Annotated in this window: 26 protein-coding genes; 17 read left to right on the forward strand and 9 right to left on the reverse strand. The window is 54.0% G+C overall.

Features of this window, described 5'->3' with window-relative positions; genetic code table 11:
* Positions 1–34: 34 nt before the first annotated feature.
* From AC0L6S_RS07465 to AC0L6S_RS07500, 8 genes are all read left to right on the forward strand, one after another.
* On the forward strand, positions 35–1,024 hold the full coding sequence (locus AC0L6S_RS07465) for a TIGR03621 family F420-dependent LLM class oxidoreductase (RefSeq protein WP_473427800.1): 990 nt from the start codon (positions 35–37) through the stop codon (positions 1,022–1,024).
* 36 nt (positions 1,025–1,060) lie between these two features.
* Positions 1,061–2,527 carry an NAD-dependent succinate-semialdehyde dehydrogenase gene (locus AC0L6S_RS07470; RefSeq protein WP_473427801.1) on the forward strand — a complete coding sequence of 489 codons (1,467 nt, stop codon included), beginning with the start codon at positions 1,061–1,063 and terminating at the stop codon, positions 2,525–2,527.
* A gap of 141 nt (positions 2,528–2,668) precedes the next feature.
* Positions 2,669–3,604, forward strand: coding sequence for a ZIP family metal transporter (locus AC0L6S_RS07475; RefSeq protein ID WP_473427802.1), 936 nt, complete (start codon positions 2,669–2,671; stop codon positions 3,602–3,604).
* A gap of 104 nt (positions 3,605–3,708) precedes the next feature.
* Entirely contained in the window at positions 3,709–4,395 is a 687-nt protein-coding gene (locus AC0L6S_RS07480; RefSeq protein WP_473427803.1) for a TetR/AcrR family transcriptional regulator, read from the forward strand.
* Between the two features lie 153 nt (positions 4,396–4,548).
* Positions 4,549–6,105, forward strand: a complete 1,557-nt coding sequence (locus AC0L6S_RS07485) for a sulfatase (protein WP_473427804.1) — start codon at positions 4,549–4,551, stop codon at positions 6,103–6,105.
* Positions 6,106–6,251: 146 nt separating this feature from the next.
* Complete coding sequence (locus tag AC0L6S_RS07490; protein WP_473427805.1) at positions 6,252–6,647, forward strand: hypothetical protein; 396 nt, start codon at positions 6,252–6,254, stop codon at positions 6,645–6,647.
* A 137-nt stretch (positions 6,648–6,784) separates the two neighbouring features.
* On the forward strand, positions 6,785–7,123 hold the full coding sequence (locus AC0L6S_RS07495) for a thioredoxin family protein (RefSeq protein WP_473427806.1): 339 nt from the start codon (positions 6,785–6,787) through the stop codon (positions 7,121–7,123).
* A gap of 141 nt (positions 7,124–7,264) precedes the next feature.
* Entirely contained in the window at positions 7,265–7,366 is a 102-nt protein-coding gene (locus AC0L6S_RS07500) for a VPLPA-CTERM sorting domain-containing protein (RefSeq protein WP_473428568.1), read from the forward strand.
* Between the two features lie 23 nt (positions 7,367–7,389).
* On the opposite strand, the gene AC0L6S_RS07505 is transcribed toward AC0L6S_RS07500, so the two are convergent.
* On the reverse strand, positions 7,390–8,253 hold the full coding sequence (locus tag AC0L6S_RS07505; RefSeq protein ID WP_473427807.1) for a sulfotransferase: 864 nt from the start codon (positions 8,251–8,253) through the stop codon (positions 7,390–7,392).
* Between the two features lie 584 nt (positions 8,254–8,837).
* Between AC0L6S_RS07505 and AC0L6S_RS07510 the strand changes: the two genes are divergently transcribed.
* Complete coding sequence (locus AC0L6S_RS07510; RefSeq protein WP_473427808.1) at positions 8,838–9,626, forward strand: hypothetical protein; 789 nt, start codon at positions 8,838–8,840, stop codon at positions 9,624–9,626.
* 149 nt (positions 9,627–9,775) lie between these two features.
* On the opposite strand, the gene AC0L6S_RS07515 is transcribed toward AC0L6S_RS07510, so the two are convergent.
* Positions 9,776–10,162 carry a hypothetical protein gene (locus AC0L6S_RS07515; RefSeq protein WP_473427809.1) on the reverse strand — a complete coding sequence of 129 codons (387 nt, stop codon included), beginning with the start codon at positions 10,160–10,162 and terminating at the stop codon, positions 9,776–9,778.
* Positions 10,163–10,255: 93 nt separating this feature from the next.
* Here AC0L6S_RS07515 and AC0L6S_RS07520 point away from each other — a divergent pair, with 93 nt between their 5' ends.
* Complete coding sequence (locus AC0L6S_RS07520) at positions 10,256–11,146, forward strand: LysR family transcriptional regulator (protein WP_473427810.1); 891 nt, start codon at positions 10,256–10,258, stop codon at positions 11,144–11,146.
* A gap of 52 nt (positions 11,147–11,198) precedes the next feature.
* Here the strand turns inward: AC0L6S_RS07520 and AC0L6S_RS07525 are convergent, their stop codons facing one another.
* A complete protein-coding gene (locus tag AC0L6S_RS07525) occupies positions 11,199–12,599 on the reverse strand; it encodes a radical SAM protein (RefSeq protein ID WP_473427811.1) in 1,401 nt (466 codons plus the stop codon).
* 339 nt (positions 12,600–12,938) lie between these two features.
* Here AC0L6S_RS07525 and AC0L6S_RS07530 point away from each other — a divergent pair, with 339 nt between their 5' ends.
* Entirely contained in the window at positions 12,939–13,397 is a 459-nt protein-coding gene (locus tag AC0L6S_RS07530) for a PaaI family thioesterase (protein ID WP_473427812.1), read from the forward strand.
* A 62-nt stretch (positions 13,398–13,459) separates the two neighbouring features.
* Here AC0L6S_RS07530 and AC0L6S_RS07535 read toward each other — a convergent pair whose 3' ends face one another.
* From AC0L6S_RS07535 to AC0L6S_RS07545, 3 genes are all read right to left on the reverse strand, one after another.
* Positions 13,460–14,599 carry a D-alanyl-D-alanine carboxypeptidase gene (locus AC0L6S_RS07535; RefSeq protein WP_473427813.1) on the reverse strand — a complete coding sequence of 380 codons (1,140 nt, stop codon included), beginning with the start codon at positions 14,597–14,599 and terminating at the stop codon, positions 13,460–13,462.
* A 321-nt stretch (positions 14,600–14,920) separates the two neighbouring features.
* Positions 14,921–15,226 carry an antibiotic biosynthesis monooxygenase family protein gene (locus tag AC0L6S_RS07540; protein ID WP_473427814.1) on the reverse strand — a complete coding sequence of 102 codons (306 nt, stop codon included), beginning with the start codon at positions 15,224–15,226 and terminating at the stop codon, positions 14,921–14,923.
* Between the two features lie 449 nt (positions 15,227–15,675).
* A complete protein-coding gene (locus AC0L6S_RS07545) occupies positions 15,676–15,813 on the reverse strand; it encodes a hypothetical protein (RefSeq protein ID WP_473427815.1) in 138 nt (45 codons plus the stop codon).
* Between the two features lie 91 nt (positions 15,814–15,904).
* Here AC0L6S_RS07545 and AC0L6S_RS07550 point away from each other — a divergent pair, with 91 nt between their 5' ends.
* The 6 genes from AC0L6S_RS07550 (at position 15,905) to AC0L6S_RS07575 (ending at position 23,692) form a co-directional block, all read left to right on the forward strand.
* Entirely contained in the window at positions 15,905–17,209 is a 1,305-nt protein-coding gene (locus AC0L6S_RS07550; RefSeq protein WP_473427816.1) for a GMC oxidoreductase, read from the forward strand.
* A gap of 370 nt (positions 17,210–17,579) precedes the next feature.
* Positions 17,580–18,797, forward strand: coding sequence for a N(2)-acetyl-L-2,4-diaminobutanoate deacetylase DoeB2 (gene doeB2 / locus AC0L6S_RS07555; RefSeq protein ID WP_473427817.1), 1,218 nt, complete (start codon positions 17,580–17,582; stop codon positions 18,795–18,797).
* A gap of 13 nt (positions 18,798–18,810) precedes the next feature.
* A complete protein-coding gene (locus AC0L6S_RS07560; protein ID WP_473427818.1) occupies positions 18,811–20,070 on the forward strand; it encodes a diaminobutyrate--2-oxoglutarate transaminase in 1,260 nt (419 codons plus the stop codon).
* Complete coding sequence (gene doeA, locus AC0L6S_RS07565; RefSeq protein ID WP_473427819.1) at positions 20,067–21,380, forward strand: ectoine hydrolase; 1,314 nt, start codon at positions 20,067–20,069, stop codon at positions 21,378–21,380. Before AC0L6S_RS07560 ends, doeA begins: the two co-directional genes overlap by 4 nt.
* A 10-nt stretch (positions 21,381–21,390) precedes the next feature.
* A complete protein-coding gene (locus tag AC0L6S_RS07570) occupies positions 21,391–22,767 on the forward strand; it encodes an NAD-dependent succinate-semialdehyde dehydrogenase (RefSeq protein WP_473427820.1) in 1,377 nt (458 codons plus the stop codon).
* 142 nt (positions 22,768–22,909) lie between these two features.
* On the forward strand, positions 22,910–23,692 hold the full coding sequence (locus AC0L6S_RS07575; RefSeq protein WP_473427821.1) for a crotonase/enoyl-CoA hydratase family protein: 783 nt from the start codon (positions 22,910–22,912) through the stop codon (positions 23,690–23,692).
* Between the two features lie 39 nt (positions 23,693–23,731).
* Here AC0L6S_RS07575 and AC0L6S_RS07580 read toward each other — a convergent pair whose 3' ends face one another.
* The 3 genes from AC0L6S_RS07580 to AC0L6S_RS07590 all read right to left on the reverse strand — a co-directional run bounded on the left by AC0L6S_RS07580 (position 23,732) and on the right by AC0L6S_RS07590 (position 25,957).
* A complete protein-coding gene (locus AC0L6S_RS07580; protein WP_473427822.1) occupies positions 23,732–24,535 on the reverse strand; it encodes a class I SAM-dependent methyltransferase in 804 nt (267 codons plus the stop codon).
* An 80-nt stretch (positions 24,536–24,615) separates the two neighbouring features.
* Positions 24,616–25,413 carry a sulfotransferase family 2 domain-containing protein gene (locus AC0L6S_RS07585; protein WP_473427823.1) on the reverse strand — a complete coding sequence of 266 codons (798 nt, stop codon included), beginning with the start codon at positions 25,411–25,413 and terminating at the stop codon, positions 24,616–24,618.
* Positions 25,414–25,591: 178 nt separating this feature from the next.
* Positions 25,592–25,957, reverse strand: a complete 366-nt coding sequence (locus AC0L6S_RS07590) for a hypothetical protein (protein WP_473427824.1) — start codon at positions 25,955–25,957, stop codon at positions 25,592–25,594.
* Positions 25,958–26,096 lie beyond the last annotated feature (139 nt).

Consider the following 26,096-nt stretch of genomic DNA (forward strand, 5'->3'; position numbering starts at 1 on the left):
CTATACGCTATTAGCCAATAGCAGGAGCAAGATTATGAGTGATTTAAAACCGTTTCGGTTTGCTGTGCAGAGTTTCAATACGGATTCACCGGCCATTTGGCGTGAGCGCATCGCCAAAACGGAAGCACTCGATTACTCCACATTTTTTCTGGCCGACCACTTTCTCAGTGAAGGCCCTGCACTGGAGACGACCTATCATCCGCCGCAGATGCTGGCAGCAGTGCCTGCGATAGCGATGGCGCTGGAGCAGACCACCACACTGCGCGTTGGCTGCCGCGTTTTCTGCAACGATTACCGTCAACCCATTGTGCTGGCCAAGGAAGCGGCGACCATGGATTACCTCTCTGGCGGGCGTCTGGAGTTTGGGCTCGGCGCGGGCTGGATCAAGAATGAGTATGACGCGGTCAATCTGCCGTTTGATGAGTTTCCGGAGCGCTTTGAGCGCTTTGCGGAATTTGTGCATGCCTATAAAGCGTTCATGGGCGGCGAGCCATTGAACATCTCAGGCGATTTTATCCGCTGGTCCGGGTTTTCCGGCACACCCTCCCCTGCACAGACACCCTACCCGCCGCTGATGATAGGCGGTGGCAGTAAAAAGATACTGCAGTTTGCCGGGCAGGAAGCCGATATCGTCAGCCTGAACTTCAACAACCGTGCCGGCATGCTCGGCCCCGACGGTATGAACTCCGGGCTGGCGGCGGCCACGGCCAAAAAAATTGACTGGATCAAGGCTGGCGCCGGTAACCGGTTCAACGATCTCGAACTGGAGATCGGTGCCTACAACACCATCATCACCGACCATCAGCAGGCAACTGCCCAGGCCATCGGCGATGCGCTGGGGATGTCGACCGAGGATATTCTTGCGCACCCGCACTGCCTGATCGGCAGCGTCGATTTTATCTGCGAGGAATTACTACGCCGCCGTGAAGCCTACGGCATTTCCTATATCACTGTGCTCGATGACGGGGAAAATAATATGGTGGAAGCTTTTGCACCTGTTGTTGCCCGTCTCGCAGGCAAGTAAACTGCCAGCACGTTTATTCCAGAGATTTCCGATACCATGTTGAAACTGAAAGATCCCACCCTGCTATGCTCCAAACTGTACATCGATGGCGCCTGGGTTGATGCCGACAACGGTGCCACGCTGCCCGTATTGAACCCCGCCACCAAAGAAGAGATTATCGCCATACCCAACGCCGGTGCCGCCGAAACCCGCCGCGCCATCGAGGCGGCAGACAAGGCCTTTGCCAGCTGGCGCAATGTGGTTGCGAAAGAGCGCTCCGCGATCCTCAAACGCTGGTTCAACCTCATAATGGAGAACCAGGAAGACCTGGCCCAGTTGATGACCGCCGAACAGGGCAAACCACTGGCGGAATCGCGCGGAGAAGTCGCCTACGGCGCGGCCTTTGTCGAATGGTTTGCCGAGGAAGGCCGGCGCGTTTACGGCGATACTATCAGTGCGAACAACCCCAACCAGCGCATTGTGACTCTCAAACAACCGATAGGCGTGGTCGCAGCGATTACGCCATGGAACTTTCCCATCGCGATGATCACGCGCAAAGTCGCCCCGGCCCTCGCTGCAGGTTGTACCGCCGTATTGAAGCCCGCGACCGAAACACCCCTGAGCGCGCTGGCACTCGCAGCGCTGGGCGAACGGGCCGGCATACCCGCCGGTGCCTTCAGCGTAGTTGCCGGTAGCAATGCCAGGGCGATTGGCGGTGAGATGACCAGTAGCACCATCGTGCGCAAACTGACCTTCACCGGCTCCACCGAGATCGGCAAGGTACTGATGGCGCAGTGCGCCGAGACCGTAAAGAAAACCTCGATGGAACTGGGCGGTAACGCACCCTTCATCGTCTTTGACGACGCCGATCTGGATGCTGCCGTCGTCGGCGCGATGGCTTCCAAATACCGCAACGCCGGGCAGACCTGCGTGTGCGCCAACCGTATCCTGGTGCAGGAATCTGTCTTTGACGTGTTCGCCGAAAAACTGGTGACCGCCGTTAAAGCACTGAAAATGGGCAACGGTGCCGATGAAGGCGTCACCGTAGGCCCGTTGATCAACGATGCCGCTTTCGAGAAAGTCAGTTCCATTCTCAAGCAGGCCACCGACAACGGTGCGAAAGTACTGACAGGCGGCAAAGGCAGCGAAGAAGCTGGCCAGAATTTCTTTGAGCCCACCGTGCTGGTGGATGTAGACGATAGCATGGAAGTGTACAACGAGGAGATCTTCGGCCCCATCGCCCCGCTGTTCAAATTCAAAACCGAAGAAGAAGCCATCCGCATCGGCAACGACACCCCGTTTGGCCTCTCCGCTTACTTCTACTCCCGCGATATCGGCCGCATCTGGCGCGTCTCCGAGGGGCTGGACTACGGCATCGTCGGCATCAACGAGGGTATCATCTCCACCGAGGTGGCACCGTTTGGCGGTGTGAAAGAGTCCGGCATCGGCCGCGAGGGGTCCAAGTACGGCATCGATGATTACCTGGAGATCAAATACCTCTGCATGGGCGGCGTAAACGACTGACGTTCGCCACCTACCGACCCCGGGTACGGTCGCAACATGGTGCCCGGGCCGCGCCTGGGGATGAATTGCCCTGCGAAAGCGCCGAATCTATGGTAGAAATGATTCACTTGTAGACTGGGTAAACTTTCAAGGCGCCGTGACATGCCCACCGAGAACACCGTATCGACTGCGTCGCTCTGGCGCAGCGAGTTCCTGAGCCAGGCCAGGCGGCATCCCTTTACCGCAGTTGGCCTGCTGCTTGCCGTGCTGGTTCTACTTACGCTGCTGGCACAGAGCCTGTGGCTGGCCGCTTTCAGCGACAACGGCATTTTCCTGCGCTGGGGACTTGCCGGTGGCATGGTCGCGTTTGCCGCAACTGGCCTAGGAGCATTGCCCGCATTAGCGCTGCAGGGAATCTCCAGGCGCTGGGAAGACGCTATGCTGGGATTTGCTGCAGGAATGATGTTGGCCGCGAGTGCCTTTTCATTGATTCTGCCAGCGCTGGATGCCAGCGCCCTGCTGACCCAGAGTGCACTCAGCGCTGCCGGTATTGTCGTTGGCGGTATGGCGCTCGGCGTTGTCCTGATGCTGGGGCTGGACCAGTTCACCCCGCACGAGCACGAACGCGAGGGCCCGTGTGGACCGGGGCACGAGCACTGTAATCGCGTGTTGCTGTTCGTCTTCGCCATCGCACTGCACAACCTGCCCGAGGGCATGGCCATCGGTGTCAGCTTTGCCCAGGGCGATACATCCGTGGCCATCCCGTTTACTACCGCGATCGCCATTCAGGATGTCCCGGAGGGGCTCGCAGTCGCGCTGGCGATGATCGCCGCCGGATTCGGTCGGGGTATCTCAGTACTGATTGCCATCGCGACAGGTCTTCTTGAGCCTGTTGGAGCATTGTTGGGTGTCACCCTGTCAAGCGGTGCTCCACTGGCCTATCCCATTGGCTTGGGTCTCTCGGCAGGCGCAATGATATTTGTCGTCTCCCATGAGGTGATACCCGAAACGCATCGCAATGGCCACCAAACCGTGGCAACACTGGGTTTGATGGTGGGCTTTGCGCTAATGATGACGCTGGATACCGCCCTGGGTTAAACAACTGACGCACCCGCACCGGATCGTATATACTTCGAACACCTGCGACCTGTTTTAATCAGTCGTGTTTGTTTTTAAAGTAGCGTGCGAGGCCCGAGACCCCAATGCCCAGCAAGAAGGAAGATGCAGCAAAAACCAAAGGTGGTGAAGACATAAGCTGGCAGGCGCAAAAAAGCGCCATGACCCGCGACCGCATCCTCGACGCCGCCATCAACTGTTTCATCGAGTTGGGCTACACCAACGTGACCACCGCCAAGGTCGCCAGTTCCGCTGGCGTCTCGCGCGGTGCGATGCTGCACCACTTCCCCTCCAAAACCGAACTCATCCAGGCCGCCGTGGAGTACCTACACGACAAGCTACTGGAAGACTACACCCAGCGCGTAGCCAGCATCCCCCCTGCCCTCAAGGGCCAAAAGCGACGACGCGCGGGCCTCGACGCCTACTGGGATCACCTCACCGGCGATCTCTTCGTGGTATACCACGAACTCTGCGTCGCCAGCCGCACCGACCCGGAACTCAGCGTGATTCTGGAAAACTCGCAACAACTGTTCGAAAAACACGTGCGTGAATCCAACGCCAATATGTTCGACGAATGGAAAGATCGCGGCGACCGTTTCCTGCTAGCAATGGACGTCACCAAATTCATGATGGAAGGCATGGCCGCCGGGCAGCTGATGACGAACAGGGATGAGCGGGTGAAGCGATTGCTGAATTACCTGGCCGATCGGCTAGAGGAAATTTTTGAGGAAGGTGAAGGGTCGGCTATTGGGAGGCATTCGGCTGGGGGGTGATCCCCGAAAAAAGAAAAAAGAAAAAAGAAAAAAGAGCACGATACACTTGAGAAGTAATCCGCGCGTATTGCAAACAACGCTGAGTGAACTTATATTTCAGTTTCACGCCCTTCAAGGATGCAAGGGCTATTTACGATAAGGACGTTGGTGGAAATGATAAGAACACTGTTAGCCATACTGCTTTCACTAAGCATGGCATCAGGCTGCACTCAGCTAAATGTGGGCCAATCAACCGCTAAAGAAAAACCCAATGTCATCTTGTTTCTAGTTGATGACATGGGCTGGATGGACTCCGGCGTTTACGGTTCACAATATTATGAGACGCCGAGTATAGATAAGTTTGCATCTCAATCGATGATGTTTTCGGATGCCTATGCGCATCCACTTTGTTCTGCAAGTCGCGCTTCTATCCTCTCTGGGCAGGAAGAAGGCCGACACGGCGTGCTAGGTGCGACCGGTCACCTGGCCTCAGATGCCGAAATTCCGCCATTTGAAGAAGCCCACGACAGAATGCCTTTCTTGCTTCCCAGCAGTGCCCGGTTTATCAACGAAGATATCATCACACTTGCAGATGTTATGCAAAATGCCGGCTATACAACTGCGTTCATGGGGAAATGGCATCTGGGCAACTCCAGAGAGCACTGGCCCGACCAATACGGCTTCGACCTGACGTTCAGCTCCATCCCGGATCCAGGCCCTCCTGGTGGCACCTACTTTGCCCCTCACGATATTCATCACGAGGGAGTCCCAAGTATGCAGCACAAGGTGGCCAACTATGAAAATGGCCCCGATGGTGAGCACATCACAGATCGCCTTACCAGAGAGGCAATTGACTTTATTCGAAGCAACAAACATCGACCCTTCTTTCTCTATCTCAGCCACTATTCCGTTCATGGTCCGTGGCAAGCTAAAGAAAATGATATCAAACATTTTGCCGGTAAGACCGATCCCACTGGCCGCCAAGGGAACCCAGTTTATGCCGCCATGCTCAAAGTCATGGATGAGAGCCTGGCCTCCATCAATGCTGCTCTTGAAGACTTCAATCTTGAGGATAACACCATCGTAATTTTTTTCTCGGACAACGGCGGCGATGAATCCGCGTGGACTCCGAAGCAAATACAAACCTATCTTGCTCGAACGAAACATCCATTGCACGAAACAGTCAAAACATATGATCACTATGCCGGCAATCAGCCACCGACTAACAATGCACCGCTCAGAGGCGGTAAAGGGAAAATTCGTGAGGGCGGCATCCGTGTTCCCCTAATCGTTCGCTGGCCGGGCAAAATTCCTGCCGCTGGTGTTAACAGCTCTATCATAAATAACATCGATATCTATCCGACTGTTCTGGAACTTACAGGAATCCAGCAACCACCGAACTACATTCTCGATGGGGTTTCCTTCGCTCCGGTTTTACTGAACGAAAGTACGCATACTAATGACACAAGTGTCATCTGGTTCCCGCGAGAGGGAATTGCCTACCGCAAAGGAGATTGGAAGTTGATTCGCCGTTTTAGGCAGCCCCAGATACTAGCAACAAAAGGCGAGGCGCTTATAGAACTCTACAATTTGAAAACTGATCCCGGCGAGACCCGCAATGTCGCCAAAAAGAATCGCAAAAAAGTCAAAGAACTAAATGAACTGATCATCGATTACTTTGATAGAACCGGCGCTCTTTATCCCGAAGCCAATCAGTATTACCTGCCATAGGCATTAATTGGATGAATACATGGACTGCCGGGTGATACTCTGCGATATGAGAGAGCTGGTGTCTAGAAAATGGACAGTTCTAGCCTTCCCTCCCGCTTCGTGGCAGCGACTGTTTATCAACACATGTCAGATCATAAGGAATCTCAATGCCCAGAAGGCTAACTACTACAAAGAATGGAACCAGACAAGCACTTAAGAATTCGTCTTTTGAAAGCCTTGTAGTCGCTTGGCTCATGCAAGACGGATGGCAGGTCTTTTCCCCTGTACTGGACAATGGTCATCAAACTGACATTCTGATATCAGATGGCCCAAATTACTTCAGGGTGCAAGTGAAGACCATTGAGGCATCGGGTGAGGACCACGAGATTGAAAACCGGTGGAAGGAGAGCAACGTTGACGTTGTCGTTGCTTTTGCTCGAAACGCTAATTGGGGATATGTGATGCCCGCATTTTCCCAGAATAAACGCAAACTCAACCATGAATCTCATGAAAAGTTTACACAATCAAAGAACGAGTTTCTTAAAGCGTTCCACAAGGTTTAAAATTGGAAGAGTTCGGGCAGCCCCAGGTTTCGCTCAATTCGAGGCGGCTGTCTTTCCCGGCTCCATGAAAAATACCGCTCTATTCATTGATACGTCCATCCGGTTTCCGCCGTAGTTGATAGTGGGTACCCAATAGCATGAAAAGCGATAACCTTGACTCAAACGACGACTACTCAGAGGAAGAACTTACATTGGAGCAACTCGTCGAGTTGTCAGGTGACACCGTACTTGAGTTCGGCACACCTTGGTGTGGACACTGTCAGGCCGCGAGCTCTGCGATAAAAGAAGTAGTGACCGAGCATCCAGAACTGCGTCATATCAAAATATATGACGGAAAAGGCAAACCACTCGGGCGTGCATTCAAGGTAAAGCTTTGGCCCACGTTGATACTCCTTCGCAGTGGCAATGAAGTGGCTCGCATTGTGAGGCCATTGACATCTGACGAGGTTCGCCGCTTATTCTCAACGCACAATTAGTATATGTTCAATGTACAAGGTGCGGACGATGAATGTGCTCAATAGCGCCACACGCGAATTAGCGGAAATGCCTCACTCCTGGCGTATTGGCCCACTTCGCTATATCAAACGGCACCCCTGACTTTTGAGCACGCCTATTTCCTGCACTACGTCCCCACTGTCACCGTACCCTCTCCCGCTAGCGTTGTTCTATTAGGCCTCGGACTCACCGGGCTTGGCTGGTCACGCCGTAGGAAAGCGTAGAGAGAACCCCACATCAACCGTTATCAGTACCCGCGAATATCCATCCAACTGTCAGGCAACGTGAAGCCTTGAGCTTCGAGTTTTTTCATTTCCTTCTTCAGATCATCGGCAAACAATTTCGGAAAGAAATCCGGCATCTTGATACTCTTAGAACGATTGACCTTGTCGGTCAACAACCCAGAGTCATATTGATGCGGTCGAATTTGTAGGAATTCCTCCAATTCTGCTAACCAGGCTTCAGGGTCCTCATGGATATCTTCAAAGAATGCGATCATGTACTGGTCCGGGTCCAGATTTTTCTTCAGTGATTTGGTCACATCTGAATAGGCGGTACTAGTCCAAAGAGCTTTCGTTCTAATGCTACGATTTATGTCTACGGGATTCAGGTTTTCAGCATCCAGTCCTTCTGGGGTGCGTTCGTGGTGATATTTGTAGTGTGACCATAAACGCTTCACCGGGTGGCGCATTATATATACCACCTTCAGGTTGTCCGTCACTGATTTGACATGCTTCCATTCCCGCTTGCCCAAGCTCGCATACAGGTTACTGAAATCCGCGCAGTACTTTTTGCCCGGATTTGCTGCATAGAGTTGCCGATACCAGGCATCGTCAACAGGCTCAGCCAGATAGTCGGAAAACCATCTGACCATTTCTTCCACATTAGGCGGGAATGTGTCGGCTTTCATGAAACCCATAAAGCGCTTGAAATGTCGGAATCGGCTCCGGCGATTAAGCTGATTTGGATAGAGGCCGGCAGCAAAATAGTGAATTTCCTTCCGTTGGGCGAAGAACACATCCGGGTGGGTATTCATCATGGAGTAGACCCAGGTGGTACCGGCTTTCATCGCCCCAATGTTGAGAAACAAATTATCGAATTTTTCAGGCATATCACTTCTTATCGCTAGGCTGTACGAGGGGGAGTACACGCACTCTATCGGAATCATAATAGACAGAAGAATCTGACGGTGACGAGACCAGGGTAGTTTAACCGATTTATTGCGTACTGGGTTACCGGGCTCAGGGTAGCGGTCGACTATGGGTTTAAAGAAACCAGACAGTTTCTCAGTTCTCTGTATCGAGCGAGCTTATGAACTGAAATAATTGTTCTTAAGCAGTAGCAATGAAACGACAGAATAGAATTTAGTATGCTGACAGCAGGACCACCGATACTCACCACATGTCTATGATCCGGCATGTATCAACCAGCATCGGCAAAGTACCGCCATTCATTGTCCAGTACATGTCAACTTTTTTTACATTTGTATAGGCACTACTCGACTGCAATCCAAATAAGCGAATGTTTTTGCTACAAAAGTAGCACTGTTGGCGTAATTATTGCTTTAACTGCTTTTGTCTATTCGAGATTCCTGATCGCGAAGACTAAGTCGATGTCGGCGACCTCTGGCGGAGCTGACTTTCAGGGTATACAAATTGGCTCCGATACAAATAGGAACTTTCGAAGGGGAAAACAATGCAAAATTCCTTACGCATTACATTCGGCGCACTTTTAATCGGCGCGTGCAGTCCAGCATTTTCCGCTGTTATTGTCGATCCTGCATTATCTGGTCCCGGTGTGAACACCTTCGATCCGGCCGGTTTTCAGACGGTTGATATAACACCCTTTGGTAGCGATTCCCAAGCGTCACTGGAAGCTCTCACCAACATTCGCTCTGTGCAGGATTTCACCGGGTTTACCGCTGGTGGCAATATTATTGCGTTCTCCGACCCCAGTCTTCCGGATATCCAGTTTCGATTGTCTGGCAGTGCAAATGGAGGCCAGGCAGCAGGTGCTCCTCTGTTTAATTCTTCTGCAGGGACTGCGGTGAATCTGGACAATGCCTCAACAGCAGCGGCTTTCTATACAATTGATTTTGGGAGTTACGACTCCACTAGCATGACATTTGATTCAAACCTGAACTCAGTATCTGCAGCCGGCTTTGTCATTACGCAGGCCTTCAACAGTGTCAACTTTCTTATCGATTTTTTGACGGATACGAACGATATCCTGCAGTCTATCTCCTATACTGGCGTCAGCAACTTTGATGGCAATGGGGATCAGCAAGACGCATATGTCGGCCACATCAGCAATACGGACAATATCGGACAGATTCGCATTCGAAGAACTGGATCCACTTTTTCAAGCGCTCTGGACGACCTGGGGTTTACCACAGTCTCGCCAGTACCGGCTCCCGCCACACTATGGCTTGTCCTGCCGGGTCTGCTAGGCACAGCGGTTTTGGCCAAACGCAAGAAGGCATAGGACCTCAATCAACCGACCCGGTTAGTTGCGGCTGCCTGTCTCTATTCACTATCGCCTCTTCAGTAAGCGGCACAGGTCCTCCACACTTTCCGCGCTGACCTGCGAACGCCGACATTAGTCTTCGCAGCAGTTTCCCCTATCGGCTATTGTTATCTGTCCTCCAATACCTCACCCCGATACACCTGAAGTAGCGTGATCAAAACGCCCAGCATGCCGGCTACAAACAGGACAATGCTGGCTCCGAACATTGTCATCACGCTACCTGCCCAAAAGGTGCACGCCACCCCGATCGCAAAGCGACAGTCGAAGTTCAGGGAAACCAACAGCAATGTCATGAAGAGGAAGCAAGTCTTGGACCAATACACATAATTGGCGTCTACGATCATTTCATTCGCGGTAGAAGCAGCGCTATAAGATTCAAAAATGTTGATGCCTCCGCCAAACCACAGACTCAGCGTCATTCTAGCGATCAGCACGCCATAAGCTGCGATCAACAGGTAAAACAGCCAGTTCCCCCGTAACGAATACCGTAACATTGTTACTTTCCCCTGCATTGACGAAGTTGCGGGGACTATAGATATAGTCCACTATCTACACAATATCGTTTTCGTACAACCATTTGGTCCAGTATGGATAAACTGATTGATGTCAGACTCGGTGGAATCAGGGCCCTATCGATCGTTATTGAGCGCGGTTCGATTTCGGCGGCTGCCAATCATATGGGTATCACACCGTCTGCCGTCAGCAAACAGATTACTCGCCTTGAAAAGAACGTAGGCGCTCGGCTGTTGCAGAGAAGTACTCGAAGCGTTCGCCCAACGGAGGCCGGGCTCAAGCTACACAATCGAGCACGCCCCCTACTCGAAGCGCTCGCAGATACTGTTAGTCTGGTATCGTCTGAGGATGCCGAATTAAGCGGTGTCGTTCGAATTTCAGCCACCCCCGCCTATGGTCGCATCCACGTAGTACCCGCTCTGGCACAATTGAGTGAAGAACACCCCCAGCTGCGATTTGACCTGAAGTTAAGCGACAAAATCCATGATTTCATCGAGGATGAAATTGATATCGCGATTCGAGAAGGAGCACTCACCGACTCCGGTTTATATGCAGTTTTATTACGTGAGGGGTCGGTAAAATTGTTCGCCTCCCCCGAGTATTTAGAGAACCACGGGGTGGTAGATTCAATTGATAGCTTAGCACTGCACGACTTGATTCTTGTAGCAAAAACGGGAATGGCAAGCAGATCAATGAACGATCAGGTGAAACAACTTCTGCGAGATAACGTACGGTTTACATTGAATGATGTCTTTGCGGTGTGCGACCTCGCTGTCGCCGGTCGAGGTATCGCTGGACTTCCGGATTATGTCGCCGAGCAACACCTGAAATCCGGTGCATTAATTTCCTGCCTGCCTGAGTTTGTTCCCATGAAGCTACCCGTTCACGCGGTCTACCCAAACAAGCGGCTCGTCCCCAAGCGGGTACAGGCCGTGCTGAACAGACTTAGCAATAGTCCACTGTAGTGTCCCCGACATACAGGTCCTGTCTTACACTTTCGTTCAATCACCCTGTTAACTAACTGAGGATCAGTTGCTGGGTTCCAGCGGCGCTATCAAAAGGTGTTATCTGATTGAGCAAATGCTCTTTGTAGAACTGGACGAAAGCCGTCATCTCTCGCTCATTATCTTTTCTGGTCAGCAGAAAAAGCGGCAGGTTTATCTTTCCGCGTTTTAGTAAGCGGTGTGCAAGACGTCCATAGCGAATCGAGTTCATGAACTGAAACCCGGCTTCAAGCGCCGGCTCAACGCCTTTGAATTCACGATGAAATGCCGTGATGATCCTGATGTCGTGAATACTATATAGATGCTGAATCGCCCTGGGGAAAATACAATGGTCGCATAGGGTATCGACGCCCTCTGTTTCATTCCCGGTGTTGCCGGCTGCAATTCCGCGAGCATGGCGGTAGTTTTCATTGTTCCAGACGTCGGCGAAACTGACTTGCCCCGGCGTCACACGGCCGAAGTCATCCCGCTCTTTCGCGGTTGCGCAACACGGTGAGACAGGCCCGCCGCCGGTAACCACGGAAACCCCATAGTGCCACGAACAGTGCCTCGGAAAGTTATCATCATCATCCAGCGAGTGTGGCATCCACGAGTTGCTCTGTTCATCCTCCAGAAAATAGTCCCGAGCCCAATCGGCAAACTCAATGAAACCTTTGAAATCAGTCGCGCTCACGCGATTGGCGGCAGGCGCTTCACCCTGCCGATAACTTGGGAGCCATGACTCATCGTTAACGGCAGCATCTTCATGCACAAATGCTATACCGATATCTTTACAGTATGTTCTGGCCGCCTCCACTTCGTGCTCATTGTGTCGGAAAATCAACATTTTGTAGACAATGCGAGTGTTCAGGCCAAGCCTGTCTCGTGTCTCTGCAAGAGCTTCTAGATTCCTTTTTACCAAATCAATATCGCCACCTACCCGGTGGACTTGATAGGCCTCTTGGGTAAAACCGTCGATCGAGCCGACCAGCGTATCCAGCCCGGACGACAGCAACTCTTCAATATGCTGTTGCGATAGCTTCAGAGACAGGTTGGAATGAACTTCTGTTTCAATATCGTACTCGTGGGCCTTCTTGATATACCGGGGCAACGACTTGTTCAACATGGGTTCCCCCCAGTTGTAAAACATCACAAGGAAAAGATAAGGCCCCAGCTCATCTATGAGCGAGTCGAAGAGCTCCGGTTTCATTTGCGCCCGACGGCTGCGGCGGATGGAGTCCAATCGACTTTCTCGCCGGCCAGCGTTTTCCTTTCCTGTAGGACATGTGGGACAGTGGAGCTGACAAGCGTCAGATGGATCTATGGTCAAATAATACGGATAGGATGTCACAGATGAGGTGTGAGTGTATGCCTCATACTTGGCGCGAAGAAAATTCGCGAATGCTTCACGATTCTTTTTCTGGAAAGGCTGCATAGGGTACTTCCTCTCTCCTGAGGATCGCAGCGACCAACACTGAATATTGGCACTTGCAACCGGTCATGCACAAACCACTTGTTCGCAATATCATCGGTGACGCGAGCCGCTATATCCGTGTTTAGCCTCACCAAATTTTACGCTAGCGCGCAAAGATCAATGGTGTCAAGCTTCCGGCCGTTTTCCTGATGATTGTGCGGGGCTGTATCACATTCTCGGGGGCCATACGGAGGACCATATCTCAGCGGCACTGGCTCGCTGGTTAATATTTGAAGTAGTGTAGATTAGGGTATCCAATACACAAAAATACACTCACTGTAGCCGGAGGGAACGATTCACTTGAAAGACTATGATTTCAGCAAAACCATGGCTCAACACATAACCGATGGAAACTGGCGTGAAATTGAGCGCTTTTTCAATCAGTCTGGATTGACACGGCATCTGGGTGTCAACGTGGATCTGCAGGATCCAACTCGACCGAAGTGCGAGGTTAAAACCGTACAGAGCTTTCATCTGGGCGGTATCGGCCAGGACTATATCAACGGCGCCGTTATTTCGGCCATGTATGATCTGGCTATTGGTTTAACGGCCCTGCCCTATGCCTCGGAAGGAAATTTTGCAACGACCAACGTCAACATACGATTATTGAAGCCGGTGGAAAACGGCCGGTTTTACATGGTGTCCAGAATCAATCAAAGAATAGGCAACCGAGTGTTCGCAGAAGCCACACTATACAACTTTGACGATGAAGCACGAGGCCATGCCAATGGCGAGATAAGCGTTGGGTTAAAGCGCTAATACGCGACTATTGGCAGGCCGAATGCACCTGCCACTCCTCAACCCGGCGAGAGGTTATCGTATCAGCGGAACTCATCGCCGGTAATGCCAGGCGTCTCGTCAATCGAGACTTCGGCGCGCATGAATGCGGGTTCATCGATGCGCTGATAGTTCCAGGGAAGCGCGCCCAGTTCCGCCATCAGTACACGGACATAAGCATCCTGACGCCGCCGCGCCTCCGCAATAGACACGCCACGGTTGAGTATTGCAAAGTAAACGATGCCTTCTCTCGTGCGCAGTGCACCGGCGAGAGCACAAGCACCATAGTCGCCGTAGGTTCCTGTTTTAGCCACGACAAAGCCCTCTCCTCGAGGGTCAACGAAGCGCTGCTTCAGAGTCCCCTCATCGACTCCGGCGACAGGCATCACACTGGTGAGGTCCAGGCTGTGTTGCGCCAATTCTGTCTCTAGAGCCCGAAGTATCGCAACAGTCACGCGCGGACTCATACGGTTTGCCGCGTGGGCTCCTGCTCCATCACCCAACACCAATTCCTCGCTGTAGTCAGGTGGCAGGTTTAGACGCACTTGCTCCTGCACGGTCTCAATGCCACCGGCGGCATCGGCAAAAGGCGCGAATATGTTGTTGGAGTAGCCATTCAATGCCTTCAGTGTATATCGCAGCGGCTGGGACAGGTGGGTTACCAGAGTTGCCTTAAAGCCACCCGCGCTGGTCTGAGATTGGTCGAAGTGCAGGCGCGGTACTTCAGTGTTTGCAGTGGATTCCGTTTCGCGCACGGCCGCCCAAGCGGCAGCGGGGACATCGCCTTGCAAGGCGCGGCGAAGCCGCGCAACACTATCGTCAACCTCCCAGTTAAAGAGCAGATCGCCCTCTACTACAAGCTCGCCTGACACATTGCGCAGGCCAATTCGGCGCAGGGCCTCGGCGACAAGAAGCACATTCTCGTCGACGAAGTACGGATCGCCGTTCGCACGCACCACCAGCGGCCCGTCAATGGTACCCGACCGCATTGGCCCACCTGCGAAGAACTCTGTTACGAAGCGATAATCAGGTCCCAACTCACGCAGTAACGCTAGCGTGGTGGGGAGCTTCGAGACCGAGGCCGGATGCACAGCGCGCGATCCCTCCTCTGAAACCAGTATGCGACCGTCCTCCATCTCCACGTGCACGCCCTGGCCTTCGCCAACGATACGGCGCGCTTCCATCGCCAAATCTGCAGCTGATACCGGGGTGACCGTCTGAAGAAGCCAGCCAACGACGCAAGACAAGACTCCAGCCAGCTTGCGCCAGTGTGACACTAGCACCATTTATTCCAACACCTCGGAATGAAAAAATGAGAAGTTCAACTTTCAAGTGTTAGCATCAAATATGCAAGCTTTTCGCGGGACACATTATTGTGCAGACAAGCGCCTCTGCGCTTTAACCTGCAGCACGCTAAAATAATCGGAAATACTCAACCCGAGGCAGCGCCTTTTTGCCTGAGGCGCCAAGCATCTGTGTGATTGCGCAGTACATCGAGCGCTGCTCTACGGTATAACCTCCCACTCCGGAGCCTCGAACTCACCGATCAGTTTAATATCCACAAAGGGGGCCTGCTGCGCGATGATATCCTGCACGGCCTGAGCGGGCGAACTCTCCATTGCATCCCGAGCGGCTTTACTCTCCCACGTCGCAATGGCCAGCAGCACATTAGGATCACCGATCTTACGGTGTAACCGCGTACCCTGCGCGCCCGGCGCCTGTTGAATCATTTCGCTCGCGCGCACCCACGCGTCTGCATACTGCTCTGCGCTGTGTCCCGGCTTGATATGAACTTCAAAAATGAAATGCATAGCCACTCCATCTACTGGCCAAGGGCCAAGGGCCAGGGGCCTGTGTCCCCTTCTCCCAATGACAACAATGACAGTATAGAGGGTCAAAACTGCAAGGTCAGCCCTGCGGTAGTCGACGCATATAGCGACGTATAACCAGCAACACCTGTCGGTGCAGTCCGGCAGGACGCTCGCAGATGGCATTCAGGTATCACTGAACCGGTCCCAAAAGTCACACTCGTTGGCTCCAGGTTCCTTGATCTGTACTGCTGGGCATCTATTACCAGCACATTATGTTCGGCTACAGCATAAAAACGCATGGAATGAGCCAGCCGGAGAGCTCTTGTCAGAGTAGAGCTAGATCGGAATCGAGTTGTTGAGATATGTAAATACAAACGGCAATAGCAGCGCTCAGCGAGCGCTACAATCTAGCGCGGCTGTAGTAGTATTGTCGCCACTATAACGAGAGTTCAGGGTGAAGACGTGGCAGGCATCACACGCAGGAAATTCGTTCGCAATACTTCGTTGCTGGCTGCGGCTGCAACCGTGGGCTCCGCATGCAGTAGCAACTCAAACTCCCACAGCGGTAGCACACGCGCTGTAATCATCGGCTCCGGATTTTCCGGCTCCGTCGCTGCGCTGAGACTGGGTCAGGCAGGGATCCAGACAACTGTCCTCGAGCGCGGTCAGGAGTGGGCCTTGCAGGGACCAGATACCTTCCCCACCAGTATGTCCGATCGGCGCACCACATGGTTCGGTGATGTGGATGGCCTAACGGGCCTCTCGTCGGTCTCGCGTTATGCCGGCATGCTGGAACGCGTTCGTGGCGATACACTCGATGCAGTTGCAGCAGCCTGTGTGGGCGGAGGATCACTGACTTACGGCGGAGTATTACTGCAACCGCGCCGTGACATTTTCGAGGGTGTATTCCCTTCGATCAGCTACGACGATATGGACCGTATCTATTACCCTAGGGTACTTGCGAGTATCGGTGCCTCCGCCATCCCCGATGATGTACTGGCCAGCGCCCCCTACGCAGCCCACCGGGCTTTTCTGGAGGATTGCGCCAGAGCCGGCTTTGAAACCATCCGTCCCGCCGCTTCATTCGACTGGGACATCATACGCCGGGAACTGCGCGGTGAAGTACCGCCGGCTGTACTTTCCAGCAACTATTTGTTCGGTTGCAACAGCGGCGCCAAGTTGTCCACTGACAAAAGTTATCTGCACGAAGCCATCGCCACCGGCTACGTGGAACTCAGAAGCCTCTGTGAGGTGGAGATGATCAGCGAGCTGGACAGCGGGTACAAGGTAACCTACCAGAACATTGACCCCGAAGGTCGGTTGCTTGAGCGAGTAGAGATCAACGCAGACTACCTGTTCATGGCGGCGGGCTCGCTCAACACCAGCAAACTGCTTCTGGCCAGCCAGCGAGCAGGCGAACTGAGCGTCGCCAACGACCGAATCGGCAAAGGTTGGGGCACCAATGGCGATGAACTGATGATGGAATTACGCACCACTCCCCTACCGGGGCCACAGGCCGGGCCGGCGTGTATTTCGGCTGTGGATCGCGGCTCACCGGGCTACCCGGTGGTCTACGAGCACTCTCCCGCTGCAGTGAGCGATATCCAGATTCAACTGGCGATGTCCGTCCCCGACGCATTGGGGGAATTGGCCTTCGATAACACCGGTACCTTCGGGATCCGCTGGCCAGACGACAGTGCCACTCCCTCAGCGCAGGCACGCGATGACAGCTTTGCGCGGCTGGTAAGCACAACAGGCGGCCTCAATATTTCCGGCGCTATCGCACGTACCATCTGGCACCCGCTTGGCGGTAGTGTCATGGGTGATGCCTGCGACAACCTCGGCCAACTCTACGGGTATCGCAATCTCTTTGTGATCGACAGCAGCCTGCTGCCCGGCAGTGCCGCCAATGCCAACCCGGCGCTGACGGTTGCCGCGAACGCGGAGCGCATCCTGGAAGCACTCACGCCCAACTTGCGCTAGCGTTGTCCGCTACGAAAATTGAAAAATTTACAGAGGACGACGCCGCGATTGAAAAATCGGCACGTTCCGTTTCGCAGGGACATTTGAGCGGAAACACGAAGCCTTATTTTCGTGCGTAATAGCGCCCCAAATTAGACGGGCGCACCACGACAGCGCAAATATGCGGTTTTTTGACCGTTTTCCCACAAGAACAAGCCCCAAAAGTCGGCACGCTGCTTGCAAGCGTAACCCTGAAACCTGCAATCCGGTTCTCAATCGTCTATGGTGGTTAGAGGAATGGTTGTCAGAAGAACGGTTGAAATATAGGAGCAGCTAACATGTTTACCACAGTGTCCAATTTTCACGACTTTTTGCCACGAGTCCGTGCGCAGTGAGTTGGAAGGACATCCTCGAAGACGCGATTGCAGCCCGCCACTGGTTTCACCGTCACCCGGAGCTCACCTGGCAGGAGAAAAACACAGCTGTTCATATTCGCGAGCGCCTGACTGAACTGGGTATTCAATGGCGGGCGTGTGCCGAGCATGGCTGTGTTGCCTCGCTCGCTGCTACTGCGACTGGCCCGCATATTGCATTTCGCTCGGATATGGATGCGCTGCCGATCACCGAGCAGGCCGCTGTCGACTACTGCTCGTCTGAACCCGGTGTGATGCACGCCTGCGGGCACGACGGGCACATGGCGGCCCTGTTGGGTTTGGCCGCCTGGCTGAAGCAGCATGAGAGCCAACTCAACAACCCGATCAGCCTGATATTCCAGCCCGCTGAAGAAGGCGGCCACGGCGCCAGGAAGATGATTGAAGACGGCGCAATACAAGGTGTGGATATGATCTATGGCTGGCACAACTGGCCCGCCCTGCCCGCTGGCGTCGCCCTGTGCCCCGACGGTGCGGTGATGTCGGGCAATGGCACGTTCCATATGACGATCAACGGCGTCGGCGGACACGCCTCGCAACCCGAGATCTGTGCTGACCCGGTACTGGCGGCATCTGCCATCACAATGAATTTGCAGCAGATTGTCAGCCGCCGCCTGCCACCACAGGCGGCAGCGGTAGTGAGTGTGACGTCGATAGTCGCAGACAGCAATGTCACCGTTACACCGGCATCTGTCTCGCTGGCCGGCAGTATTCGCCTGTCAGACCCGCAACTGCGCGAGAAAATTAACGCACTGATTATCGAGATAAGCCAGCACACGGCTGCCGCCTACGGTGTCAGCGTCGATATCGATATTCAACCGCGCTATGAAGCGACCATCAACCACGCCGGTGCGGCGCAGCAGTACAGGGCGGCGTTTGCGGCAGAACTGGGTGAGGGTTACGCGGACAATGGCCTGATGCTACCCATCATGGCCTCTGAAGATTTCAGCTACTACCTGAACGAGATACCCGGCGCCTTCGCTCTAGTCGGTATGTCGGAAAGCGCTTCTGCCACTTCGGACTATGATGCACCCTGTCATAGTCCTGTCTATCGTTTCAATGACCGTATTCTGGAAACAGTGATACGCGTCTTTGCCCGCCTGGCCGGTTTACCTGTCGGTGAACCAGTCCAGAGCATCTCTAAACCTGGCAGTGCCAGGCCATTCGCAGCCAAGTAACTTGGGAGTTTATATGAACTGGTTTGAATCCTACGAATCCGAAATCCGCGCCTATGCCCGCGTGTATCCGGCGGTATTTGTCAAAGGCGACAACGCTCGCCAAACGGATGAAGAGGGTAAGGAGTACATCGATTTTTATGCCGGGGCCGGCGTGCTGAATTTTGGGCACAATAACCCGAAGATCATCGATGCCATTATCAGCTACCTGCAAAGTGGTGGCGTGATACACACACTCGATATGATGACACCGCCCAAGCGCGAGTTCATCAAGGCGTTTGTACAGACCATACTCGAGCCCAAGGGGATGAACTACAAACTGCAGTTCATGGGCCCCACCGGCACCAATGCGGTTGAGGCAGCGCTAAAACTGGCGAGGCGCGTCACCGGGCGCTCCAATGTCGTTGCGTTCAACCAGGGTTTCCATGGCATGACGCTCGGCGCACTGGCCTGTACAGCCAATGAGTACTTCCGCAATGCCGCCGGCACACCCCTGAACAGCGTGATGCACTGGCCGTTTGAGACCAATGAAGGCGGCGGCGTTGAAAGCTTGAACACCCTGCGCGCGATGTATGAGAACAGTTCCAGCGGCGTGGAGAAACCAGCGGCATTTATTGTCGAGGTACTGCAGGCCGAAGGCGGTGTGAACCTGGCCAGCGAGACCTGGCTGCAGGCGTTACAACAACTCGCCAAAGATGTCGGTGCACTGTTGATCGTGGATGATATCCAGTCGGGCTGTGGTCGTACTGGCAGCTACTTCAGTTTTGAAGACTGCGGCATCGATCCGGACATCATCACGCTGGCAAAAGGCCTGGGTGGTATCGGCACCCCCATTGCGATGAATCTGGTAAAGCCGGAACACGACGACCACTGGCAGCCAGGCGAGCATACCGGCACCTTTCGCGGCCAGAACATCTCGTTCGTCGCGGGCCGTGAAGCACTGCGATACTTCGAAGATGACGAGCTGATGGCCGAATCGCGTCGCAAAGGCCAGGTGATGGCCAACAGCCTTGACGCCATCGCCCAAAAGCATGCCGACAAAGGCTTTGCTGTTAGAGGCAAGGGCATGATGCAAGGGCTGGATATCGGCAATGGCGATCTCGGCAAGGCTATCGCCAATGACTGCTTTGAAAACGGCCTGCTGTTTGGCCCCTGCGGTGTAGGTGGCTCGGTATTGAAACTGATCCCGCCGCTGACCATACCCGACGACGACCTCAACCAGGGCCTTGCGATATTTGCTGACGCGGTTAGCCGTCAGGTGGAGGCAGCAGCATGATTGAACGCGATGATATGACTTTCCCATTTTCGGAATACCAACGCCGCATCGATGAACTGCGATCGCGCATGCAGGAAAGACTGCTGGATGCAGTCATTATTTCTGATGCCGAAAACATCATGTACCTGACGGATTATCAAACCACCGGTTACAGCTTTTTCCAGGCACTGGTGGTGCCGCTGGAAGGTGAACCCTGGATGGTGACGCGGAAACTGGAAGAGTCCAACGTCCATGCGAGAACCTGGGTGAGTGTCACTCGGCCCTACCCCGATACCGGTGACGCGATACAGATGCTGGTTACATCACTGGTGGAGTTCGGGCTGGCCGACAAAACCATCGGCTATGAGCGCAACTCCTACTACTTCACCGCTTATCACCAGGATTTCTTTCATACCGCTTTTGCCAAAAGTCGCCTGATGGATTGTTTTGGCATTGTTGAAGAGGGCCGCGTCGTTAAGTCCAGCTTTGAGTTGGATGTCATGAAAAAAGCGGCCGTTGCGACGAAAGCAGGCATGCAGGCAGGCATCGAGGCGGCGAGACCGGGTGTCACTGAGAATGAAATCGGCGCGGCGATCAGCTATGCAATGTTCTCAGCCGGCGGCGAAACGCCCGCTGTAATGCCCTATGTGACCTCCGGGCCACGCAGCATGATCGGGCACGCCACCTGGGAGGGTAGAGCAGTGCTTCCGGGAGAGCATGTGTTTCTGGAAATCGCCGGCTGCTATCGACGCTACCACACTGCAATGATGCGCACCGTGGTCTGCGGCGAACTAACCGACAGCATGTATAAATCACAGGAGTTGATGAAGCATGCACTGGACACTGCGCGCAGGGAGTTCCGACCGGGCTTGACAGTTTCCGATGCAGATAAGCTGATGCGCAACATTATCAGTGACAACGATGTGGATGCGACACTGATCACCCGCTCAGGCTATTCGATCGGCATCGCCTTTCCACCCAGTTGGGATGAGGGTTATATCGTGAGCCTGTTCCAGGGCAGCTCGCAGATCCTGCGCCCCGGCATGACCTTCCACGTCATTCCGTGGATGTGGGGAATAGACGGCGATAAATCCTGCGGCATCTCAGACACGTTTTACATCACGGAAGACGGCTGCGGCTCGTTCTTTTCCGATGTAGAGCAGGATTTCAGCATTAAGCCCGACACCGGCACAGGGAGCGAGACAGGCACAGGGAAGAGCACGTCATCAAAAGCCCAGGAAGCGACCGGACAGAGCAAAACGCCTGCCGAGAAAAAACCTGTACTGGTAAAAACACATCCAAAATCGGCCTCCTCCAGCGAGCAGGCCTAGGGAACACATTATGTTTATCGCAACCAATCCGACAACAGGAGAGGAGCTGCAACAATACGCCCTGCACACAGAGGCCGAGGTGACTGACAAAATCGACGCATCACTTGAGTCCTACCGGCAGTGGCGCAAGATCAGCTTCAGCGAAAGAGCAGCTCTTTTGCATACAGTCGCTGAGTTGATGCGCGCTGATGAGGAACGCCTGGCCCGGTTAATGACTGTTGAAATGGGTAAACCTATCATAGAGGCGCGCGCCGAAGTACAGAAAGCGGCGCTGTGCGCAGACCACTACGCAGAGCACGCCGAGGAGTACCTGACCCCTCGCGACCTGCCATCCGATGCTGCGCACAGTTATGTGCAGCACCTACCTATCGGCGCAGTACTGGGCATCCTGCCCTGGAATGCGCCATTCTGGCTGGCGTTTCGCTACTGTGCTCCGGCATTAATGGCGGGTAATACCTGCCTGATGAAGCACGACCCGCATGTACCGGCCTGTGCCGAAGCGATCGCAGACTTGTTTGTGACGGCGGGTGCCCCCGCAGGCTTAATGCAGAATCTCCGCTTGAATAACGAGCAGATCGCAACGCTCATTGCCAATGACGCGGTGCAGGCAGTATCCCTCACCGGCTCCAGTGCTGCCGGCAGTGCGGTGGCCTCGCTGGCAGCCGCACAAATCAAGCCCGCAGTACTGGAACTGGGCGGCTCCGATCCCTGTTTGGTACTGGCCGATGCCGATCTCGACAAGGCCGCCGAGGTGCTGACCGTTTCACGCATCATCAATGCCGGCCAATCCTGTATCGCAGCAAAGCGCATTATTGTCGAAGCGTCGGTATATGACAGCTTTGTGGAAAACTATCGGCTGCGGCTGTCACAACTGGTGGTGGGTGACCCTGCTGAAGAATCAACCCAGGTTGGGCCAATTGCCCGCGCAGACCTGCGCGACAACCTGCACCACCAGGTGAGTATGACCATTGAACAGGGCGCAACCTGCCTGCTTGGAGGGAAAAAGCCGGAGGGTGCAGGTTATTTCTACCCGGTGACATTGCTGACGAATGTCACACCGGGCATGCAAGCGTATTGTGAGGAAACCTTCGGTCCTGTCGCGGTCGTGATTAAGGCCGACTCCGTTGAGCATGCAATGACGATGGCCAACGACACACCTTACGGGCTTGCAGCATCGATCTGGAGTGCCGATACTACGAAAGCAGTTGCGATGAGCAGTGACATCGAAGCCGGCCAGGTGGCGATCAACGGCATTGTGAAAACAGACCCACGCCTGCCCAGCGGCGGCATCAAACGCTCTGGCTACGGCCGGGAACTCGGACCTCACGGCATTCTGGGGTTTGTCAATGTGCAGCAGGTCTGGGTGGGAGGCCCATCCTCACAGTAGACTTCGGCTACACGCCACGTTGGTTAGCATTGGGAACAATGACCCAGATGGCCACTTGTCCGCGCACATGAATTGTAACGCCCTCTGGTATCAACGATACTGGGGGCTTTCCTCGCCCACAATAAACAGAGTGCTACTTTCCATGAGCGACACAGAAGGTTCGATCACCACCGAAATTCGCGGCCACATCCTCCTCATCGGCCTCAACCGCCCGAACAAATATAATGGCTATACGCCGACCATGGCCAAACAACTGGTTGCAGCCTATACACAGCTCGACGAAGACGAGAACCTCTGGGTCGGTGTCCTGTTCGGTCATGGTGATCACTTCACCGCCGGGCTGGATCTACCCAAGTGGACCGGCTCCATGGAACAAGGCGTGAGCGGCGATGGCAGCCATATCGATGTCGTTGGTCTAGGCCGCGCCTGTCGCAAGCCCATCGTCACAGCCGTTCACGGCATTACCTTCACCCTGGGTATCGAACTGGCGCTGGGCGGCGACATCGTTGTCGCCGCCGATAACTGCCGCTTCTCCCAATTGGAGCCCAAGCGAGGCATTATGGCAACAGGCGGCGCCACCATCCGCTTTGTCGAACGCGGCGGCTGGGGCAATGCGATGTACCACCTGCTTACCTCAGATAAATTTGACGCGGAAGAGGCCAGGCGTATAGGCATTGTTCAGGAGATCGTTCCCCTGGGTCGTCAGTTGGAGCGAGCAATAGAAATCGCCGAGGTCATTGCAACTGGCGCACCGCTGGCAGTACAGGCAACGAAAGCTTCGTCGCGCCGCTTTGTGCAGGAGGGCTACGATGCGGCAGTCGCGGCGCTTGCGCCTACACAGAAAGCGCTTTTTGAAACCGAGGATGTGGCAGAAGGCGTGCAGTCGTTTGTCGAGCGGCGCGCGGCGCAGTTCAAGGGCCGTTAACGCGACGCTTTATCAGCGTGCGCGCACCTAAACAAACGTTCAATCAATACGTGGTTCAAATATCCACTGGCCGAGCGTGCCAAGATACTGCGCGATCGGCGTACCCGGTGGGATATTTCCTGCCCCCCGCCGGACCTCGCAGAAACCGTCAGTGGCTCGTATTTCTGAAATCCAATCGGGGTGGTAAGCCGCAGCGATGACAAGCTGGCAGATAAGCACACTCATTGGTGTTTTGCGCTTCTCATCAGCGCTGGCGAGAGCTCCAGAAAATAGTTTGGCTACCTCACCGCCGGGGTCCTTATCCAGCACGGCTTGCATGCCTCGCTCCACCAAGTGATCGCTGGACCAGTCCTCCAGTATATACAGCCCGCCCTCACGTATACTAGGGAAGATCATCTCGAAAGTGGCAGTGCTGGGAGTCAAAATATGGCTGGCATCATCGATCACCAAATCAATATCTTCTTCACCAAATGCCTGTGCAAGCAACGCCGGCACCTTCACCGGGTCAGCCTGATCTACACCCCAACAAACGTCGACACGCCCTGCAAGCTCGTGCTCTGACAGAAACTCCATCAATTTGCGGACCGGTTTATTGGAAAGCTCAAACGCAAGCAGCTTCTTCGGGTTGAGTAACTGGCAAAAAAACGAGGTGCTGCCCCCTCTGTCCACACCCACCTCTACCATCTGGCACTCTGAGAACTCTGCAGCGAGACTGAGGTATCGGTTGGTAAAATTCCGGTTTTTACGCAGGCAGATCCAGTCCTTGTGCGTAGGAGTCCGGTGATGGGGCCGCAACTCAAACGTTACGCCATTAACGACCTCAATATCAGGATCATGTTCCATTTCTGCGCTTGCACCTCACCTTATTGGTAGAGTAACGAAATCATCACGACGCCTGATACAACTAGCTCAGACACAACAACCTACGTAGAAAACAAGTTTTGTGTTCCAAGCTTTTTCTTATACAGGGCAATATCAGCCTTGTAGGCTTTCTTGACACACGCCACCAGCTCGTCGTTGTACATGGTGCGGATAGAAGGCATAAAACCCTGGCTTTTGTACTCGAGCAATTCAAGTGGGGAGCGCTTGTACGGCTTTCTCTTGCCCAATTTTTGATAGCCATCGCTACCGTGTCTGGTCAGCGGACGGGCATCCACCAGTTCGAGGCCGATCTTGTCGTTGAGCACTTGCGTCGCTGTGCCCAGGTCTTCAAGGGCAAAGTAGTCATCGTAGTCTTCATAGACAAGGAAATTGCTCTGTGGCATCCAGTGAATGTCCCCATTGCGCACCCGCTCCTTGCTCATGCTTTTGACAAAAAATTCAAAGGTGATGTCAGCCACATCAATCTTCCGATTGTGCAGATCGACATAGCCCCAGGCTGGATTGTTTCTGTTAACGATTTTATCGAGATACACGCTGAGCAAGCGCGCGTAGGGACACCGCAGGATTACAAATGTGTACTTGGCCTTGGCCAGTTCCGAGAGACTCGCACTGAAGGTATTATTGTTCTGGTGGATCCAGTTGAAATCTGTTCTGTCTTTGATGCAGCCATTGGCAATGGCCAGCGATGTTCGCATGGTCGAACAGGCGTTCTTGGGAATAAATGTGTAGATGGCATCACTGGGATAAATATTCAGCGCGAATTGTTGCGCAAAACTGTGCTGCTTATTGGCGCGAAGTGTGCAATAGCTTTGGTGGCTGTAGCGAAACAGGCGTGGCATGGAAGACTCCAGATTGATAGTAAGCTACCGTCCAGACTGCGCGAGGATGGGCGTCGTTTAGCCTGCTCCCTGCCACAGAGGTGTTTCGATCCTATCACAGGAATAACAGTACCTCCTATACAACGCGTTATGCCTTCCGTTTAGAATTCTCGGTACCAGTACCAGAGATTATTCCACCCTATTCCAGGCTACTCACCAGCAGCACGACGACAATCTGCATCACCGACAGCCACACAACAATATGCCTGGCCACGTAGAAATAACGCGAGTACCGACGGACCTTTCCCGGTGTTGGGAAATCGACCCTCAGATCCAGTTCCCAACTGCGCAGAATGACCAACAGGGCCGACATCAAAAGCCCCATACCAATGTTGCCGCCAATAATCCAGTTGGTAACAGCATTGATAGAGTGCCGTATATCGGGATCGGCCAGGGCGATACTTAAACCAGAGACACCCAGAAACACCACTGCGACCAGTGCATCGGAGTAATTGACTATTCGGTCTGCGAGCGCACGACCCTCTGATTTTGGGCTGTTCTCCATATGCAAGCTCCCGGTGAATGCTATAGAGTCCGCCCCACGCTGTGAGTGAGTTATACGCAAGGCATGATCCTAGTGTAGTGGCCCCGTATTAACGGGGCAACGCTATACCACTTGCCGACCGATACCCGGCGCGCATCGC

The sequence above is a fragment of the Halioglobus sp. D3-4 genome (assembly GCF_055809315.1).

What these genes read in the sequence shown, in the direction of transcription:
- AC0L6S_RS07465 (WP_473427800.1), top strand. Translation starts at nt 35, where the DNA reads ATGAGTGATTTAAAACCGTTTCGGTTTGCTGTGCAGAGTTTCAATACG.
- AC0L6S_RS07470 (WP_473427801.1), top strand. Translation starts at nt 1,061, where the DNA reads ATGTTGAAACTGAAAGATCCCACCCTGCTATGCTCCAAACTGTACATC.
- AC0L6S_RS07475 (WP_473427802.1), top strand. Translation starts at nt 2,669, where the DNA reads ATGCCCACCGAGAACACCGTATCGACTGCGTCGCTCTGGCGCAGCGAG.
- AC0L6S_RS07480 (WP_473427803.1), top strand. Translation starts at nt 3,709, where the DNA reads ATGCCCAGCAAGAAGGAAGATGCAGCAAAAACCAAAGGTGGTGAAGAC.
- AC0L6S_RS07485 (WP_473427804.1), top strand. Translation starts at nt 4,549, where the DNA reads ATGATAAGAACACTGTTAGCCATACTGCTTTCACTAAGCATGGCATCA.
- AC0L6S_RS07490 (WP_473427805.1), top strand. Translation starts at nt 6,252, where the DNA reads ATGCCCAGAAGGCTAACTACTACAAAGAATGGAACCAGACAAGCACTT.
- AC0L6S_RS07495 (WP_473427806.1), top strand. Translation starts at nt 6,785, where the DNA reads ATGAAAAGCGATAACCTTGACTCAAACGACGACTACTCAGAGGAAGAA.
- AC0L6S_RS07505 (WP_473427807.1), bottom strand. Translation starts at nt 8,253, where the DNA reads ATGCCTGAAAAATTCGATAATTTGTTTCTCAACATTGGGGCGATGAAA.
- AC0L6S_RS07510 (WP_473427808.1), top strand. Translation starts at nt 8,838, where the DNA reads ATGCAAAATTCCTTACGCATTACATTCGGCGCACTTTTAATCGGCGCG.
- AC0L6S_RS07515 (WP_473427809.1), bottom strand. Translation starts at nt 10,162, where the DNA reads ATGTTACGGTATTCGTTACGGGGGAACTGGCTGTTTTACCTGTTGATC.
- AC0L6S_RS07520 (WP_473427810.1), top strand. Translation starts at nt 10,256, where the DNA reads ATGGATAAACTGATTGATGTCAGACTCGGTGGAATCAGGGCCCTATCG.
- AC0L6S_RS07525 (WP_473427811.1), bottom strand. Translation starts at nt 12,599, where the DNA reads ATGCAGCCTTTCCAGAAAAAGAATCGTGAAGCATTCGCGAATTTTCTT.
- AC0L6S_RS07535 (WP_473427813.1), bottom strand. Translation starts at nt 14,599, where the DNA reads ATGGAAGCGCGCCGTATCGTTGGCGAAGGCCAGGGCGTGCACGTGGAG.
- AC0L6S_RS07540 (WP_473427814.1), bottom strand. Translation starts at nt 15,226, where the DNA reads ATGCATTTCATTTTTGAAGTTCATATCAAGCCGGGACACAGCGCAGAG.
- AC0L6S_RS07545 (WP_473427815.1), bottom strand. Translation starts at nt 15,813, where the DNA reads ATGATTACAGCGCGTGTGCTACCGCTGTGGGAGTTTGAGTTGCTACTG.
- AC0L6S_RS07560 (WP_473427818.1), top strand. Translation starts at nt 18,811, where the DNA reads ATGAACTGGTTTGAATCCTACGAATCCGAAATCCGCGCCTATGCCCGC.
- doeA (WP_473427819.1), top strand. Translation starts at nt 20,067, where the DNA reads ATGATTGAACGCGATGATATGACTTTCCCATTTTCGGAATACCAACGC.
- AC0L6S_RS07570 (WP_473427820.1), top strand. Translation starts at nt 21,391, where the DNA reads ATGTTTATCGCAACCAATCCGACAACAGGAGAGGAGCTGCAACAATAC.
- AC0L6S_RS07575 (WP_473427821.1), top strand. Translation starts at nt 22,910, where the DNA reads ATGAGCGACACAGAAGGTTCGATCACCACCGAAATTCGCGGCCACATC.
- AC0L6S_RS07580 (WP_473427822.1), bottom strand. Translation starts at nt 24,535, where the DNA reads ATGGAACATGATCCTGATATTGAGGTCGTTAATGGCGTAACGTTTGAG.
- AC0L6S_RS07585 (WP_473427823.1), bottom strand. Translation starts at nt 25,413, where the DNA reads ATGCCACGCCTGTTTCGCTACAGCCACCAAAGCTATTGCACACTTCGC.
- AC0L6S_RS07590 (WP_473427824.1), bottom strand. Translation starts at nt 25,957, where the DNA reads ATGGAGAACAGCCCAAAATCAGAGGGTCGTGCGCTCGCAGACCGAATA.